This is a genomic window from Psychrobacter sp., assembly GCF_041554015.1.
Classification (GTDB): Bacteria; Pseudomonadota; Gammaproteobacteria; order Pseudomonadales; family Moraxellaceae; genus Psychrobacter.
Genome location: NZ_JBFFMS010000003.1, coordinates 58,766 through 76,898, shown reverse-complemented (window position 1 = coordinate 76,898; position 18,133 = coordinate 58,766). Strand labels below are relative to the sequence as shown.

The 18,133-nt window shown below is 44.1% G+C and carries 14 protein-coding genes; 5 read left to right on the top strand and 9 right to left on the bottom strand.

The features are described from left to right. The first annotated feature begins 166 nt into the window (after positions 1 to 166). Together accB and accC are read left to right on the top strand one after the other, a co-directional pair. A complete protein-coding gene (gene accB / locus ABYU67_RS02055) occupies positions 167 to 595 on the top strand; it encodes an acetyl-CoA carboxylase biotin carboxyl carrier protein (protein WP_372843359.1) in 429 nt (142 codons plus the stop codon). 210 nt (positions 596 to 805) lie between these two features. After that, a complete protein-coding gene (accC, locus tag ABYU67_RS02050) occupies positions 806 to 2,167 on the top strand; it encodes an acetyl-CoA carboxylase biotin carboxylase subunit (RefSeq protein ID WP_372843358.1) in 1,362 nt (453 codons plus the stop codon). Positions 2,168 to 2,306: 139 nt separating this feature from the next. Here the strand turns inward: accC and ABYU67_RS02045 are convergent, their stop codons facing one another. After that, positions 2,307 to 2,921 carry a hypothetical protein gene (locus ABYU67_RS02045; protein WP_372843357.1) on the bottom strand — a complete coding sequence of 205 codons (615 nt, stop codon included), beginning with the start codon at positions 2,919 to 2,921 and terminating at the stop codon, positions 2,307 to 2,309. Positions 2,922 to 3,197: 276 nt separating this feature from the next. Next, positions 3,198 to 4,982, bottom strand: a complete 1,785-nt coding sequence (gene leuA, locus ABYU67_RS02040; protein ID WP_372843356.1) for a 2-isopropylmalate synthase — start codon at positions 4,980 to 4,982, stop codon at positions 3,198 to 3,200. Positions 4,983 to 5,199: 217 nt separating this feature from the next. Between leuA and ABYU67_RS02035 the strand changes: the two genes are divergently transcribed. Next, on the top strand, positions 5,200 to 5,688 hold the full coding sequence (locus ABYU67_RS02035) for an Lrp/AsnC family transcriptional regulator (RefSeq protein ID WP_372843354.1): 489 nt from the start codon (positions 5,200 to 5,202) through the stop codon (positions 5,686 to 5,688). A 45-nt stretch (positions 5,689 to 5,733) separates the two neighbouring features. Here the strand turns inward: ABYU67_RS02035 and ABYU67_RS02030 are convergent, their stop codons facing one another. The 5 genes from ABYU67_RS02030 to ABYU67_RS02010 form a co-directional block, all read right to left on the bottom strand. Next, entirely contained in the window at positions 5,734 to 6,990 is a 1,257-nt protein-coding gene (locus tag ABYU67_RS02030) for a YbfB/YjiJ family MFS transporter (protein WP_372843352.1), read from the bottom strand. Between the two features lie 163 nt (positions 6,991 to 7,153). Further along, positions 7,154 to 8,476 carry an ABC1 kinase family protein gene (locus ABYU67_RS02025; protein ID WP_372843350.1) on the bottom strand — a complete coding sequence of 441 codons (1,323 nt, stop codon included), beginning with the start codon at positions 8,474 to 8,476 and terminating at the stop codon, positions 7,154 to 7,156. A gap of 73 nt (positions 8,477 to 8,549) precedes the next feature. After that, entirely contained in the window at positions 8,550 to 9,347 is a 798-nt protein-coding gene (locus ABYU67_RS02020; protein WP_372843348.1) for a ThiF family adenylyltransferase, read from the bottom strand. A 15-nt stretch (positions 9,348 to 9,362) separates the two neighbouring features. Beyond that, a complete protein-coding gene (gene prmC / locus ABYU67_RS02015) occupies positions 9,363 to 10,286 on the bottom strand; it encodes a peptide chain release factor N(5)-glutamine methyltransferase (RefSeq protein WP_372843346.1) in 924 nt (307 codons plus the stop codon). A 47-nt stretch (positions 10,287 to 10,333) separates the two neighbouring features. After that, the gene (locus ABYU67_RS02010; RefSeq protein WP_372843345.1) at positions 10,334 to 12,001 is read right to left on the bottom strand and encodes an MFS transporter; all 1,668 of its coding nucleotides are present in this window, start codon (positions 11,999 to 12,001) and stop codon (positions 10,334 to 10,336) included. Between the two features lie 496 nt (positions 12,002 to 12,497). Between ABYU67_RS02010 and ABYU67_RS02005 the strand changes: the two genes are divergently transcribed. Both ABYU67_RS02005 and ABYU67_RS02000 read left to right on the top strand, forming a co-directional pair. Then, positions 12,498 to 13,427 (top strand): LysR substrate-binding domain-containing protein, encoded by a 930-nt coding sequence (locus ABYU67_RS02005; protein WP_201609724.1) that lies wholly within the window; start codon positions 12,498 to 12,500, stop codon positions 13,425 to 13,427. A 355-nt stretch (positions 13,428 to 13,782) separates the two neighbouring features. After that, a complete protein-coding gene (locus ABYU67_RS02000; protein ID WP_372843343.1) occupies positions 13,783 to 14,790 on the top strand; it encodes an LLM class flavin-dependent oxidoreductase in 1,008 nt (335 codons plus the stop codon). 137 nt (positions 14,791 to 14,927) lie between these two features. Here ABYU67_RS02000 and ABYU67_RS01995 read toward each other — a convergent pair whose 3' ends face one another. Together ABYU67_RS01995 and mnmG are read right to left on the bottom strand one after the other, a co-directional pair. After that, a complete protein-coding gene (locus ABYU67_RS01995) occupies positions 14,928 to 15,887 on the bottom strand; it encodes an AEC family transporter (RefSeq protein ID WP_372843341.1) in 960 nt (319 codons plus the stop codon). 222 nt (positions 15,888 to 16,109) lie between these two features. Then, on the bottom strand, positions 16,110 to 18,008 hold the full coding sequence (gene mnmG / locus ABYU67_RS01990) for a tRNA uridine-5-carboxymethylaminomethyl(34) synthesis enzyme MnmG (RefSeq protein WP_372843339.1): 1,899 nt from the start codon (positions 18,006 to 18,008) through the stop codon (positions 16,110 to 16,112). Positions 18,009 to 18,133: the final 125 nt, after the last annotated feature.

The following is an 18,133-nucleotide window of genomic DNA, read 5'->3' as shown; positions in this document are numbered from 1 at the left end:
CATTTCTTACTCAAACGGGCGCTTACGTCATAATATGTAAAAAAACTCAGTTAACAACTGTACATCGATTGCTCATTGCCGTGAATATAGGTATCATTAGCAATTATCTACACAATATTTAGTTACACTATTTTTCTCGAATTTGTTACAAGGCAAAAATACGATTATGGATATTGAAAAAATACGCACCCTTATTGCACTCATGGAAGAAAGCGAACTGGTTAATTTAGAAATCAGCTCAGACGACGAGCACATCAGTTTGACTCGCCATTATGATGCACCAGCGCCTACCATGATGGCCGCACCTGCTGCTGGCCCTGCGCCTGTTGCTGCTGAAGGCAAGCCTGCGACGAAAGCAGGTAGCGTTGAGACGTCGCCTATGGTTGGCGTTTATTACTCAGCCCCTAGCCCTAATGATCCACCATTTATTAAGGTTGGTCAAAAAGTACAGGCTGGTGATACGCTTGGTATCATCGAAGCGATGAAAATCATGAACCCGCTTGAAGCAACACAAAGCGGTGTCATTGATGAGATTTTGGTCAATAATTCTGAAGTGGTACAGTTCGGTCAGCCTGTCGTACGCTATAAAGCGTAACCAGATTTGCCAACCTTTACCTCGTTATGAGGGAGCGTGTGCTATTTAGTAGGCAATATCAATTTTTTTACTTAGGCTATTTTAGCTCAACCTGATTTTATCTATGCTTAAATATCGCAAAGTTGGATAATAACTGGGTTTAATAATAAATTTGATATTGCTCAGCATAGCACCTCCATTAAAAAACGCCGCTTCAACAAGGATGACCCCATGATAAAAAAACTGCTCATCGCCAATAGAGGTGAGATCGCCCTACGTATCGTTCGTGCCTGCAAAGCCCTTGGTATCAAAACCGTTGGCGTTTACTCTACGGCCGATGCCAATTTGATGCATTTACGCTTTGTTGACGAAGCCATCTGTATCGGCGAGCCAAATGCCAGTCAAAGCTACCTAAATATCAATACTATTTTGACCGCGGCGGAAATCACTGGCGCTGATGCCATCCATCCCGGTTATGGTTTTTTGGCTGAAAATGCTGAGTTTGCTGAACGTATTGAAGAAGCTGGATTGACCTTTGTAGGTCCTACCGCAGATCATATTCGCCTGATGGGCAATAAGGTTTCCGCTATCAATGCCATGAAAAAGGCAGGTGTTCCGACAGTACCGGGTTCAGTAGGTGCGGTAACACTACACAATGCTGAAGAACAAGCACGCAATATTGGCTTTCCTTTGTTGATTAAAGCGGCATCGGGTGGCGGTGGTCGTGGTATGCGTGTGGTTGAGCGTTTTGAAGAAATTATCGGTCAAGTGCAAGCGGCTAAGCAAGAAGCTGAATTGTGGTTTGGTGACGATACGGTTTATATGGAACGCTATCTTCAAAATCCGCGCCATGTAGAAATACAAGTACTTGGTGACGGTAATGGTAATGCCATTCATTTATATGACAGAGACTGCTCATTGCAGCGTCGTCATCAAAAAGTGTTAGAAGAAGCCCCAGCCCCTGATATTCCTGATGATGTCCGTCAGCCTATCTTAGATGCCTGCGTAAAAGCCTGTAAGCTGGTCAAATACCGCGGTGCTGGTACTTTTGAGTTTTTGTTTGAAAACAATGAGTACTTCTTTATTGAGATGAACACTCGTGTGCAAGTTGAGCATACCATTACTGAGATGATCACGGGCATCGATGTGGTCGTTGAACAATTAAAAATTGCAGCGGGCTACGGCTTATCTTATCGCCAAAGTGAAATTGAAATTCAAGGTCATGCGATCGAATGTCGTATCAATGCTGAAGATCCAGTGACGTTCATGCCTTCGCCGGGTAAAGTGACTCAGCTGTATTCACCTAGTGGAGCTGGTGTGCGTTTTGACTCACATCTGTATCCTGGTTATGAGATTCCAAGCTACTATGATTCACTGATTGGTAAGCTTATTTGTCATGGTCAAACGCGTCAGCAAGCGATCTCTAAAACCCTGCAGGCACTTGATGAATTGGTTATTGAAGGTATCAAAACCAATATCCCGCTGCACCGTGATGTGATCTTATCGGATGATAGCTTTGTCAATGAAGCACAAAATATCCACTATCTTGAAAGAGAGCTGTTGACTGCGAATAAAGAAAAAGCCAGCTTGTAAACTGACTATCGCACTCAAGCACTTGTATCATCAAGAACTGCCTTCACTAAAAAACCGCTATCTATATGGATAGCGGTTTTTTAGTGAATATTATAAGCAACTCCAAATTAAGCAACTCCAAATGATGAAAAAACTGCTGCTATGGCAGGATTCTAGTAAAGTTCATAAAGCACTCTGTGCCATCAGGGTCAGCGCACCACTGCATTTGATCGCCATCATGATTTAAAAATGCAATCAATGCCTCATTGCTCTGATCTATCTGGTTACCTGAGCAATCTATTTCATTATTATCATAAACCGTTTTAATGGCAATGATAGGTAGCCCCTCTTCACGATGGGTAATCAGATAACGTCCATAAGTCCATTCTTTGCCACTGACAGACCACATCTCATTATCAGCAGCAAAGTTATATAGCTCACGGCATTGAGCAGATTTCTTAGCTGATGGGATGGTTTTTCTGTTGGTATCCGGCTGAATATTAATAAGGCGTTTCTCGTTTTGTGTCAATAGTCCTGCACCGGCATCGACTTTAGGTTCGTCACTTTTAAGCTGACTCTTATCTTTTAACGCTGCTTGTCGCGCTTGTGCTTCTTTGGTCATCGTGATACTGCTGTCTAAATCAATCTCCCACTGCCCAGCAATCGCAGGACTGATATGCGTGGTGATGGTCGGCTTATTAACTGCTTTACCGTTTACTGGCAACGACGCCAAAATAGCAGCTAATGAAAATGAAGCAAAGGAGAGAGGTTCCATAGTTAACCTTGTTATTTATACTATTATAATAATGAATGCTATGTACATTAGCGTAAGTCTTAGTCACTAAAAACACAAGTAACATTATGCTATTAGGCTCTACCCTTCTGAGTGATAATCATCTCAGTAAAACTCTCAGTTACCTAGTAACTCCTTAGTTTTAAAAATAAAAAATAACGCCATGGCTCTGAGCGGCTTAGCGCAATGAGTCATGACGTTATTTTTATAGCACCCTAAGCTTCTATGCCTAAATAGTGCTTGTTCAGTATTTAGCTATCAAGCCGCGACAGTGCTAACTGCTTGAGCAAAAGCCGATAAAGCACCTTTAAGCATGGCCGATACTGTGCTGCTACAAGTACCGATACCAGAATATACTTCACCATCGACATTGAGCTGGATATAGGCGGCGGCATTGGCATTGGTCTTATTGTCACTATTGTTATCATCGTCGATACCATTACCACTGTTGTGCTGTGGATTGATGGCATGCTCAGCATAGTTTATAACATGGATTGATTTGCCTGTATGCTGTGCTAAGCCATCAATAAACGAAGATAATGGACCGTTACCATTACCATCTATAGTGATGGTATCACCATTCATCTGCACCTGACCGTTAAAGTAGACTTCACCGCCTTTATTATTGACCGTATAGTCTAACAGCTCAAAACTGCCTTGCTGTAAATAAGTATCTTCAAAGGTTTGTAAGATTTCATCATTTTGCAATTCGCGAGCCGCCGTTTCAGCTTGTTTTTGTACCACACCACTAAAGTCAATTTGCATCCAACGTGGCAAATTAAAGCCGTAATTGCGCTGTAGAATATAGGCAACCCCGCCTTTACCAGATTGGCTATTAATACGTACCACATCCTGATAGCTGCGACCGATATGCGCCGGATCAATCGGCAAATAGGCTACATCCCAGACGTTTTCTGTTTCATCAACATGCTTCTCGTTATAATCGAGGCATTTTTTGATCGCATCTTGGTGCGAGCCACTAAAGGCGGTGAATACCAGCTCACCCACATAAGGATGGCGCGGATGTAGTGGCAAATTATTGCACTCACTCACAACCTGTACAATCTCACTCATATTACTAAAATCAAGCTTAGGATCGATACCTTGGCTAAATAAATTCATCGCCATGACCATGATATCCATGTTGCCAGTACGCTCGCCATTACCGAGCAAGGTACCTTCAATACGATCAGCGCCAGCAAGTACGCCAAGCTCAGCGGCCGCAACCGCACAGCCACGGTCATTATGGGTATGTAAGCTAATGGTCACATGCTCACGCTTGGCAAGGTTACGACAAAAATACTCAACTTGATCAGCAAATAAATTGGGCATTGACGCCTCAACAGTCGCTGGCAAATTCAAGATGACTTCTTGACCATGCTCTGGCTGCCATACATCACAAACAGCATCACAGACTTCTACGGCATAGTCGGTTTCTGTTTGGCTAAAGCTCTCTGGTGAATACTGGAATACCCACTCTGTTTCTGGATATTTTGCCGCATACTCCACCAATAATTTGGCACCAGTCACAGCAATCTCTTTGATATCTTCTTTGTCTTTGCCATATACTTTTTCGCGCTGAATACGGCACGTTGAATTATAGACGTGTACGATGGCACGTTTAGCACCTTTTAACGACTCAAAAGTACGAGCAATCAAATGCTCGCGTGCCTGCACCAATACTTGCAAAGTAACGTCATCAGGCACATGGTTTTCTTCAATCAATTTACGAGCAAAATCAAACTCTACTTGCGCCGCTGATGGGAACCCTATTTCAATCTCTTTAAAACCCACACCAACTAAGGTTTCAAAAAAACGCATTTTTTGCTCAATGGTCATCGGATCAATCAATGCCTGATTGCCATCACGCAGATCCACACTTGCCCATATCGGTGATTTCTCTAGCGTTTTGCTCGGCCATGTACGATCTGGCAACAGTGGCGCAAATGCAAAGGGGCGATATTTACGGAAATCGAAAGCGGCTTTTTTGGGTGTAGTCGTTGCAGCGGCTGGCGCTACAGGGCGTGTTGCATGGTCAGACATAATCAATCCTTAGATGGCATTAGGGTTGTATTTTTGATGAGGCAATCAATGCCAAAATCCTGCTTTATCATACGAGATAATACGAACTTATGCCATTATAATATCAAAGTTTATAAGGTGAATATCGGCTTTATAGCCAGTATATTTGCATATTATTAGTGAATTCCACTAAAATAATACATATTATTAATACAATCTACCAATATAGGTGCTTTTTATGCAACATACTCATTCTAAGCAGTTGTTAATCACAGATATTGATGACACTGACAGACGCTTATTGCGCTTATTGCAAACCGATGCCCGTATGAGCATTACTGAGCTTGCTGAACATGTCAATCTATCGGCAACCCCTTGCGCGCGCCGTATTAAGCGCTTAGAAGATAGCGGCATTATCACCGGTTATCATACCCAAACCAATGCCCAAAAACTTGGCTACCCTTTAGCTGTATTTATTGCGATTAGTATGGATCGTCATACCGCTGACCGTTTTGAGCAGTTTGAGCGCAAAGTTAGAAGTTTTGATGAGGTGATTAGCTGCAGCATTGTCACTGGTCGCTCTGAGGATTACTTAATCAAAGTACGCGTGCGCGATATGGCACATTATGAGGAGTTTTTATTGCACAGACTAAATCGCATCGAGGGCGTGGCCCAAGTCCATACCAGTTTTGAGCTGCAAGAGGTATTTAGTCGCAGTATGGTGTAGTCATACTTATGTTATCAGCTTAAAAGGCTCCTTTGCCTAGATGATTTATCTAGACGACTTTCCTACCTTTATTTGACGCCAAAAACAGAAGACCAATACCAATCCTATTAATAGCCCGATTGCCGCTACCAGTAGTCCAGCATTAAAATTATCATTGTCACCAGCCAGCGCTACTGTTACCAACGGTCCGATAAACTGCCCTAATGCATATGCCAACGTTGCCAGCCCTATCAGTAGGTTTGAATAAGTAGGATTGATGTTTTTGATAATTGTCAGCGTCATAGAAACCATACCGACGAAAGTTAATCCCAAAATCATCGCGTTACCATATAAGCCAATGGGACCATCAATCCCTATAGGTAAGTACATACCAAGCGCTTGTAATAACGTCAATCCCATCAAGGTCTTGACCTCACCAATACGCTTGGCAAGGGCGCCCCATATTGGGTTTGAAATCATAGCGAAAATACCGACCACCAACCAAATGGACAGTCCAGCACAAGCCTCTGTAGTAAGCCGCTGCGCTGCCATGACGGGTAAAAAAGTCGCTGAGGTTATATAGCCAAATCCTGCCAATACATAGCTAGCCAGCAATAATGCAATGGCTTTATGATGACCAACAATGGCTTCATATAAAGAGCGTTTAAAGTTGCGATAGGTTTGGCGAATGGAAGAGGCTTGATCCTTGCCTAACTCAAAAGCCATGGCGTCCACTGGGCGTATGGCATACAACAGCCATAAGACAGGTAAGCCAATTATACCAGCCACCAGCCATATCACCTCAAAATGATAACCAAGGCTCAATAACCACCATGTCAAGATAGCGGAGGCGCTAATACCAACGCCAATACCTGCATAATGCACCGTTGAGAGCACTGAGCGGCGCTCATCACTGAGGCTTTGGATAACAAATGATGAGCTTAAAATCATCGCTATGCCGCTTGCGATACCTGATAATAGCCGAACGATATACCATAGGTTTAATGACATATTTGGCACGACCAATAGCATGGTCGTGATGACACTGACTATCGTCCATAAAATGAGCATGCGCCATGTCAAACGCTGCGGCACAAACATCGCAATGAGCGCACCGATAAAGTAGCCAATATAATTGATAGAGGCAAGCCAACCAGCTATGGTCGTCGATAAGGGCAACTGGGTCATGATATCAGGCAAGGTTGCGGTAAATAAAAAGCGCCCAAACCCCATGACCACTGCCATGCAGTACATACCAATTAGCGCAATAGCGGTTTCATTGGTGATAATAATAGCAGCACGGCTTTTTAGAGCAGTCATCATGACAGAGCCATTTTGTGGCAGTAAGCACACAATCCTTTGTGTTAAAAAATTCAGCAATTGTAAACGGATAGTTATGTATAGTACAAGATGATGGAGTCGCTGCTATTAAGATCTATACTACTGACTAAAAAGTATCTATCAAGCAAGGCTAGCTATTCCTAATCTAGACCGTCTCACTGTGCCCCAACATCTGTACGCGCTGATCACTAAACATATCCATATCAGGGGCAAGCGTGCGCATAAAGCGGTCAAAATAGAGCATTTGCTTGGTTAGTAAAGCAAAGTCACGCGGAAAATGAATGCCATGACGTTTGCCAACCTCAACGATTTCTAGCATCATTTTATTAAGCTCATCCGCCTGCTCTTTACTATTAAAAGGCACACCGCTAGTAAATGCCTTATCCTCTGCCATGATAGTCTTCATCATACGCTGCAAATCATCACCCAGTGCCATGACATCGACCTGATTACCGCCATGAGTCATCTCCATATCGACCATATTACGCGCCATCGCATGATAGTCATTGTCTTGCAGGGCTTGCATCATGCCCATGCAGGCGCGCCAACTCTCAGCCTTTAATTTACCGACAATACCAAAATCTAAAAATCCGATACGTCCATCAGTCAGTAGCATGAGATTGCCAGCATGCAAATCAGCATGGAAACTATTGCATAACATCAGGCTTGCAAACCAGGTATTGAGCGTATCTGCCATCACTTGCGCAGGGTCAGCACAATACTGACGCATCAAAGATTCATCTACCATAGAGACGCCATATAAGCGGCTCATGGTCAACACACGCTTGGTGGTCAGTGCCTCGTATACGGTTGGCGCAACCACGCGCGTATTGCCTGATACTGCCAAGAACTGCTGAAAATCACGAATATTTTGCGCTTCAGCAATAAAGTCTGTCTCTGCAAGCATGCGCAAACGAATCTCATCGATAATCGGTGCAATACTGGCAAATTTCATCGACGGCATTAGCAGCTCAACCAATTTTGTCACCCCATGCAATACGCCCAAATCCGTTTGCATGATGGTTTCGACACCAGGTTTCTGTACCTTTAATACCACTTCCTCACCATTATGCAAACGCGCTGCATGAACTTGGGCGATAGAAGCTGATGCCAATGGCTTTTTATCAATATGAGCAAACATATCATCAAGGGTCTGTCCGTCAACAGCCAGCTCTTCTTTTAACACCTGTTCGATATAAGTATAAGATAAGGGCGTCGTTTGATCTAAGCAGCTCTGAAACGCTTGTACATAGTCGCGCGGGAATAATGACGGCGTACTGGCAATAAACTGCCCGATTTTGATATAAGTGGTGCCCAGTTGCTCAAAGGTCTCTTTTAAGAGCATGGCATCAGGTTTTTCGCCTTTTGCGACTCTCAGCGCAGATAGACCAGCGACACTTGCCGTTTGTCGAACCCGATTGACGACATTAAAGGTATGTTTTAATAAATGCGGACGATGTATTTTCATAAAAAACAACTGTGCTTATATAAAGGATATTTGAGGATGAGTGAGGATAATGCTTTATAGCAAACGATAAAAATTAACAAAGGCTATTGCAGACAGGGCACTCGATATCTTTTCGATAGCCCATCAAGCGCTGCTGCATCTGATTACCATCCCATAACAGCAGTTTATTTGTCAGTGGATTTTTGGTTAATCCTAAATATTGCAAGGCCGCATTGGCTTGTAGATTACCCATGATAGCGGTCGTACTGGCAAGTACGCCTGAATTGGCACAGGTACGCTCATCTGCCGCGGCATCGGGTATCACTGAGCCAAACACACAGTGGTAGCAGCCTGTATTTAATTGCGGCTCATACAATGCTAACTGCCCTTGCATGGCAATAGCAGATGCTGACAATAATGGAATCTGATAACGGACACTGATACGATTGATAATATCACGGGTAGCAAAATTATCAGTGCAGTCTAATAGCAGATCAGGCTTACCAGATGCCATATCAAGCAGCTCATAAGCGTTGTCTGTACTCAGGCGCGCGACCGTTCCGCGCGCAATTATCAAAGGATTGATACGCACTAGCATTTTCGCCGCGGTCAGTGCTTTAGACTTACCGATATCATCAGGTAAAAATAAGGTTTGACGCTGCAAATTACTGGCCTCAATCACATCATCATCGATCAGATGCACCTGCCCTAACCCTGCTCGCACCAGTGTCTCAGACGCCGGACAGCCAAGACCGCCTGCGCCTATCATAACGATACGCGATGCTTTTAGACGTAGCTGAGCATCAATATCCCAACCATCTAGCAGTATCTGACGTGCATAACGCAGCAGCTCATCATCTGACAACATCTCTGTTTCTACCAACTTACTCATATTTATAACCACTCATTAAGATTTAAGCGGATGTTTATTCAATTGTCCAAGCGTCACTCTATCGTTTGAGCCAAAATCTTTAACCGTTTGGATATTACCAAAGTCATTATCGGCAAATAATTGGCGCACAGCAAATCCTTGGTCAAAGCCATGCTCAATCGCCAATAATCCGCCTATTTTTAGATATTTAGGGGCTTGTTGGGCGATATGCTCAATATCAGCAAGCCCATGATTGGGTGCACTCAGAGCGCTCATAGGTTCAGCTACCAAACGTACTAAATGCTCATCGGCTTCATCGATATAAGGCGGGTTTGAGACAATCACATCAAATAACTGCTCATCTTGAGTCGATAGTGCCTCGTACCAGCTACTATGAATAAACTCAATGTCTACCGCATTATTAACGGCATTATGCTGAGCAATCTTTATTGCCTCTGTTGATAGATCAACGGCAACGACTTGCCAGCGTATTTGTTTTAACTTATCAGCCAGCTTTAGCTCATGGGCAAGGCTGATAGCAATACAACCAGAACCTGTGCCCAAGTCTAGCAGACGCTTCTTAATCGTCTGCTCAGATTGCGCGACAGGCTGGGCGTTTATCCATGCCAGTACCGTTTCTACCAATACCTCAGTATCAGGTCTGGGTATCAGCGTATGCTCATTCACCGCAAATGTCAGCGACCAAAACTCTTGCTCACCTGTTAGATAAGCTAAGGGTATGCCCTGCTGCATTTTGATGATACCTGCATTAAACTGCTCAAGCTCGCTATCGGTCAGTTGATAATTTTCATCAGTAATTAAAAACGAGCTTGGCTGCCCAATGACAAATAACAACCAATCAGTGAGCCAAAATGGCGGTACAGATAACTCTTTCGCCATTTGCGGCGCTTGCTGTTTGATTTTCTCTATCGTAATGCTTGCTGCTTTGGGCACTGTCATAAATGACTCTTAATGATTGTCTCTGGTTTACCTTTAAAACCCGCGCTCTACTCTGAGGCGCGCGGCGGCTCATTGGTATTGGTTAAATTAGGGTTGGCTTTGGTTAATTCAACGCCTTCATGACTGCTATTACTGCCATCATTACTATCGTTGCTATCACTGTAAAAGTCATCGTTATCACCAATAACGATATACTTATCAACATAATAAATCAGCGCTAAAATAGGAATGCCAATTAAAAAGGTAAACATAAAGAAGAATGGATAGCTGGTACTGTCAACGATGGTACCTGAGTAACCACCAACTACTTTTGGTAGTAAAGTCATGAGTGATGAGAATATCGAGTACTGCACGGCGGTAAAGCGAATGGAGGTTAATGCAGATAAAAAGGCAATAAATACCGCACTCGCAAGACCAGCAGCCAAGTTATCAAGAATCACTGCCAAATACATGTAAGGTAAGCTACCAGGATGATAGGTCAGTAGGATAAATAATAAGTTGGTCACACAGGCAAGAATTGCCCCGACCATCATGGCGCGCATGATACGCATTTTTTGGGCCAATAAACCACCCAAAAAACCACCTGCAATCGCCATAACAACGCCAACCAGCTTGACGGCATTGGCAATATCAACTTTGGTAAATTGCATATCTTGATAAAAGACGTTAGAGATGACCCCAGCGACAATATCGGATATACGGTATAAACCAATGAGCGCCAGTAATAATAAAGCCTTTTTGCCATAACGACGGAAAAAGTCAGCAACAGGCTCAATCCATGTGGTCTTAGCAAACTCTTGCTCTACAAGGTTTGCTTTTACTAAACCGTAACCAATAGCCAACGCCGCAGCCAAGCTCGCTAGCATGCGCACCACTTCGTTTATAAAGCCTGCAAACACACCTTCTGTCTCAGGTAATACCAATCCTGCATTGGCAAATACCAACACAAAACCTATGACTGAGATAGCAAATACCAATACCAAACGGGTATAGTCTGAATTTTTACGCTCAACCACGACTTGTTGTCTAATCGGCTCATGGATCACTAAAGTGGTAATAACCCCAATACCCATGATCGCGGCCATAATCCAGTAAGTATTTCGCCAAGCTTCATAGCTATAAAAGCTCTCCGTAGAACCAAAATAATCAGCCAAATACAATGCCCCAGCGCCAGCAACGATCATCCCGATACGATAACCGGTCACATACATGGCAGACAATACTGCCTGTAAGCTTGGCGGCGCCAATTCAATACGGTACGCATCGATAACAATATCTTGTGTCGCTGATGAAAAGCCAAGCAGTACTGCGCCCACGGCCATCAGCACTAGGCTGCCCTCATTCGCTGGATTGACACTCGCCATGATACAAATGGCGGCAATAATCATCACCTGCGACACTAGTATCCAGCTGCGCCTACGACCTAAGAGCTTGGTTAGTATCGGTAAGGGTATCGCATCAATTAAGGGCGCCCAAATAAACTTAAAAGCATATCCAAGTGCCGCCCAGCTAAACATGGTCACCACGCTACGATCAATCCCTGCTTCACGCAGCCATAATGACAAGCTTGAGAAAATCAGCAAGATAGGAATGCCGGCGACAAAGCCTAAAAACAGCATGATAATCGAACGTCGATCAAGATATGCCTGCAAAGATTCGCTAAGTGACTTCTTGGCAATCGGAGGATTGGGCGGAATAGGTTTGACTGCAGACATAATAACTCACCAAAATTTAGACAAAGAATACGACAGCGCGCTATCTTTTATCCAAAAATCCTATCTACCGGCAGTGTGCTATTGAGATTATCAGGATAAAAAGGGACAAAAAATCGCCTAGCTCTGTACAAAGAAAATGCTACTTGCTGCAAAATTGAATAATGGTACTTGAGAACGTCTATCTTGACTAGATGTTTTTGCATTAACTGCTTGATTGAGCGTATCGGCTACACTCTATGACTAGCCTTGTTAATCGTGTGTATCTCAACCTTACTTAATTATAAACCATCCTCTTCTCTTTATAGATTTTCCCATGGATTTTTCATATGAGCTATCCCTCAATAAAATCTCTATATTCCTTATCTACATAAATAGATACCTATTTATTATATACAAGAATAATAGCTTTGATTTACACTAACGACTTATTGAATATTTCTAGGTTTTTATTTTTATATACAGATGGGTTTGTATATTTATACAATAGGGTTAAGTGATGGCAATCGACGTAGTGGTCAATCAGCGACATCTGCAAATTCAACTCAAACAGTTGGAGACCGTGTGGCATACCGTAATCAATGGCTACAACTTAAGTCAAGCAGCTACGGTACTGCATACCAGCCAATCAAGTCTATCTAAGCATATCGCAGCGCTTGAAAACCAGCTTAAAACTGAAGTATTCGTGCGCCAAGGCAAACGTTTGACTGGGCTTACGACCATGGGTACGGCGCTTATGCCGCATATCGAATCTATCTTTGCTGAGATTCGTACCATTGAAAACTTAAGCTTGGATTTTAATAACCCCAATATTGGCACGCTGACGATTGCTACCACTCACACGCAGGCACGTTATGTACTGCCAGAGGTGGTTAAAGCTTTTAAAGAGCGCTTTCCTAAAGTCAATCTCATCTTGCAGCAAGCAGACCCTGAAACCATCGCCCAAATGGTGATACGTGGACAAGCCGATATTGGTATTGCGACCGAGTCGTTGTTACACAATAACTATCTACGCTGCTATCGCTATTATGACTGGACGCACCGCGTTATTGTGCCAAGTGATCATGAACTTGCCGGCCTAGAATCTATCGACTTACCAACCCTTGCCAGCTATCCGATCGTGACCTATCACGGTGGTTTTACGGGGCGCGGCGCCATTGACAAGACCTTTAGTGACGCAGGACTTGAGCCAGATATTGTCCTCGCTGCACTTGATGCCGATGTGATTAGCACTTATGTAGGACTGGGATTAGGCATTGGTATTATTGCCGAAATGGCATTTGAGCCAAGTCACTACCAAAATTTAACGGCTATTCCAGTAGACCACTTTGGTCGCTTTACCAGTTGGATGGCGGTACGTGATGATGCAGAGATTCGTCAATATGGACGCGCCTTTATGGAGCTATGCCAAAAACAGTTTAGTCAATAGCTATTAATTTAATCAGTAGCTGGTTAAGTAGCTGCATTTGAGCAATGAACACCGACTTCAAGTATCGAGGCTAAATAATCGCCTTGCTAACCAATAAAAACAGCACCGTTATCACTGATAGCGGTGTTTTTCTTTTATGAGGCTATCAATTTCGGTAAGACACCTGCGCGGCACTCTTATATGCGCCTCGAATTATTACGATTTGTTATCACCTTGGGCATTGACCTTTATATTCTCTATAACTGCCCCATCATATGAGCTACTGAATAATCAGCATACTTTTTTATTACTGATGTTTAAAAAAACCAACTATAAAAATGTCGTTGAATGGCGCCATCATAACCATAGGTGAATTATGAGCAACACAATCCCACTATCTTTTTTAGATTTGGCTCCCGTCCCCGAGGGCAAAACCATTGCTGAAGGTATCGCTCAAACCGTTGAGACCGCGCAGCAAGCCGAAAAATCCGGTCTAAACCGGTACTGGATGGCAGAACATCATAATATGCCCGGTATCGCTAGCGCAGCGACGTCAGTGCTGCTGTCACATATCGGTGCTCAGACCAAGCGTATACGTATTGGCGCAGGCGGCGTGATGCTGCCCAATCATGCACCGCTTGTTATCGCAGAGCAGTTTGGTACTTTGCAAGCTTTATACGGCGATCGCGTAGATTTGGGTTTGGGTCGTGCGCCCGGTACCGATGGTGCTACCTTTCAAGCATTACGTCGCCAGATGCAAGATGCTGATCGCTTTCCACAAGATGTGCAAGAGTTGATGTACTTTTTGGGAAATGGTACAGACGATAGTCCGGTACAGGCGTTCCCCGGTGCAAAATCAAACATTCCTATCTGGATATTGGGTTCGTCTCTTTTTGGGGCAACCTTAGCAGCACACTTAGGATTGCCATATGTCTTTGCCTCGCACTTTGCACCGCAAATGCTTGGGCAAGCCATCAATGCTTATCGCGAACAATTTAGACCATCAGCTTATTTAGACAAGCCCTATGTCATGCTAGCGGCGAATTTATTGCTGGCAGATGACGATGCAACCGCCCATTATCACTTTACTTCAGCGCAGCAGAGCTTTGTGCGTTTGCGCCGTGGTGAAACCGGTCAAATGCCAAAGCCTACTCATAATATGGATAGTATTTGGAGTGCGGCTGAGAAAATGATGGTAGATAGTGCATTGTCGGTAGCATTTATCGGCTCTGTTGCAACCGTCAAACCCAAGCTTGCAGCGTTCCTTGCTACCCATCAGCCAGATGAGCTGATTGTGACAGCAAATATCTATGACCAAGCAGCACGGGTGCGCTCGCTTGAGCTTGTCTCTGAGCTTGATTTGTTTGACTTACAGCCAACGTAAATATTTGCATAATACTAAAAAGCCTCCCCTTCTATAAAGATGAGGAGGCTTTTTAGTTAGAGCTTTAGAAGCAATTAATAAAGGTCTTTTAATTGAATCATTGTTTGATACGTCTGTGGTCATTTATCAAGCCATGGTTAAATTAGCCCCATGGCGCGCAGTATTGCCGCGCCAATCGCCATACCAAACATACCTACGACGGTGGTAAACGCTAAAATATTAGCGGCCAATATATCATTCCCACCCATGGCCTTTGCCATCACATAACTGGCAGCGGCAGTCGGTGACGCCACCATTAAAAACAGCACACCCATATGCATACCCGATAAGCCAAAGCCCAGCCCAACGGCAATAGCAACCACAGGGGCAATGACAATACGCCCAATACTGGCCTGCATGGATAACCCCGACAAATGTAGCATCGACCTTAAATCAATACTTGCTCCAGCGCAAATCAATGCCAGCGGTAGTGCCACCGCTGCTAGCAAATCGCCGGTCTTATGAATCACGCCCGTAATCGGCGGCAGCGATAACGCCTTATAAGCAAATGCTGCGACCAAGGCGATGATTAATGGATTGGTAAACAGCTTTTTGACAATCATGGTACTACGACTGAGCCACGTATCGTCCGTGCTTTTAGACACACGACTTAGGGTAATGACAGCTAAGATATTAAATAATATCGTCACCACCCCCATATAAACGGCGCCAATACTTAAGCCTTGCTCACCATAGGCGTTGGCAACGGTTGCCAGTCCGATAATCGCCATATTACTACGAAAGATACCTTGTACAAACACCCCTTGGTCAGCTGGCTTACTGATAAAGCGGTTGGCATAGAGCTCAGAACCGATAAACAAGATAAAGGTCACCACAATGCCTGCAATAATTAACACCATTTGCTTGGCATAATCGACCTCACTGTCAACGACGCTAAAAAACAATAAGCAAGGCAAACAATAGTTAAAAACGAAGCTGGAAGCTTGATCGATAAACGCTTGACTCACCTCGCCGCGTCGCTGCATAAAAAAACCCAACCCCATTAAAAATAGGTTAGGCAGGACAATGGTGATGGCAAAAATAATAGCAGCGGTCATAAATAAGCTCAACGGGGTAACAAGCTCACCATATTATGAACAACAGCGAGATAAATAATGAATAAGTGAGATGAGTTGTCGCATTAGTATAGAGACAAAACAGCCAGCAAGACAAGCGGGTACGCAGCTTTCTTTTTATCCCAATAATAATTGGCTAAAAAAAAGCCCATAATGAGGTGTCATTATGGGCTTTTTACGTTTATGTCATTATAACAACACGCCTTATGACGCGTTTAATGCTGCTTGTACTTTTTTCTGTTTTTTAACGGTCATCGCTAATAACTGAATAGCAGCAGGCGTGACTCCGCTAATGCGTCCCGCTTGGGCAAGCGTTGCAGGACGGATCTGCGCCAGTTTCTGCACAATCTCATTGGATAAGCCCGATACCACACTATAATCAAAATCCAGTGGTAATGCGGTATTCTCCAAACGCTTCATCTGGTCGATGTCTTCTTGCTGACGATCAATATAGCCTGCATATTTGACAGAAATCTCAATCTGCTCACCGACTTGACTATCAACCTCTGAGTCTGTAATCGCTGCAATATCATTAAAGTGAATTTGTGGGCGTTTCAATAAATCATAAGCATTTGATTCTTTAGACAGCACCTCTCCTGTTTGCTCTGTGACTTTCGCCCCTAGCGCATTGGTAGGCGTCGCCCAAATATCTTTTAGACGTGCGGTTTCTGAGGCTATCGCTTCCATCTTTTCTTCATAAGCCTGCCAGCGCACATCATCTACCAAGCCAAGCTTACGACCAGTTTCGGTTAAGCGTTGATCAGCATTGTCTTCACGTAACAGCAAACGATACTCAGCACGACTGGTAAACATACGATATGGTTCAGTGGTGCCATGGGTAATCAAATCATCGACCAGTACGCCAAGATACGCTTCATCGCGGCGCGGCGTCCAAACATCAAACTCACTGTTTTCACAAGTGACCAGTGCCGCATTGGTACCTGCTAATAGACCTTGTACGCCCGCTTCTTCATAGCCTGTCGTACCATTGATTTGCCCAGCAAAATACAAGCGCTCAATCGACTTGGTCTCTAAAGTTGGCTTTAAGCTCTGTGGATCGAAATAATCATACTCAATCGCATAGCCTGGGCGGGTGATATGCGCGTTCTCTAAGCCTTTCATACTATGGATAAAGTCTAACTGCACATCGAATGGTAAGCTGGTTGAAATACCATTTGGATATAGCTCATGCGTGGTCAAACCTTCTGGCTCGATAAAGATTTGATGACTGTCTTTATCGGCAAAACGGTGGATTTTGTCTTCAATAGATGGACAATAACGCGGACCTACGCCTTCGATTTTGCCAGAGAACATCGGTGAGCGATCAAGGTTTTCACGAATGATGTCATGAGTACGGGCATTGGTATGGGTGATATAGCAATTGACCTGCTCAGGATGCATAGACACATCGCCCATATAGCTCATGACTGGGAGCGGCGTGTCACCCGGCTGTACAGTCATCACACTAAAATCAACACTGCGCGCATCAATACGCGCAGGCGTACCCGTCTTTAAGCGACCAACAGGGAGTTTCAGCTCACGTAAACGATCAGCAAGCTTAATAGACGGCTGATCACCTGCGCGCCCTCCTTTTGAGCTCTCAAGACCAATATGAATCACCCCACCTAAAAACGTACCTGAGGTTAATACCACCGTTTGCGTCTTAAAAACAATACCCGTCGCAGTCACAACCGCTGTGGCTCGACCGTTTTCAACCAAGATATCATCAGCCGCTTGCTGAAAGATATCAAGATTTGGCTGATTCTCAAGCGTATGACGAATAGCAGCTTTGTAAAGAATACGATCTGCTTGCGCGCGCGTGGCTCGTACAGCGGCACCCTTACGGCTATTGAGTACGCGAAACTGGATACCTGACTTATCCGTTGCCAGTGCCATGGCGCCGCCAAGCGCATCAATCTCACGCACCAAATGCGACTTACCGATACCACCAATCGCGGGGTTACAGCTCATCTGCCCTAGCGTCTCAATATTATGCGTCAATAGTAAAGTTTGCGCACCCATACGTGCGGCCGCCAGAGCCGCTTCTGTACCAGCATGACCGCCGCCGATCACTACCACGTCGTAATTTTTTGGGTATTGCATGTATGCCTCACTTGACTGTCAACGCTACCATAAGCCAAAAGCTATGTTCAAATAGCTTGGCTACAGGTAAATAAACGTCAGTCGAATTTAAAAAGAGATAACGACTCAGAGCCGCCGTTAAAGAT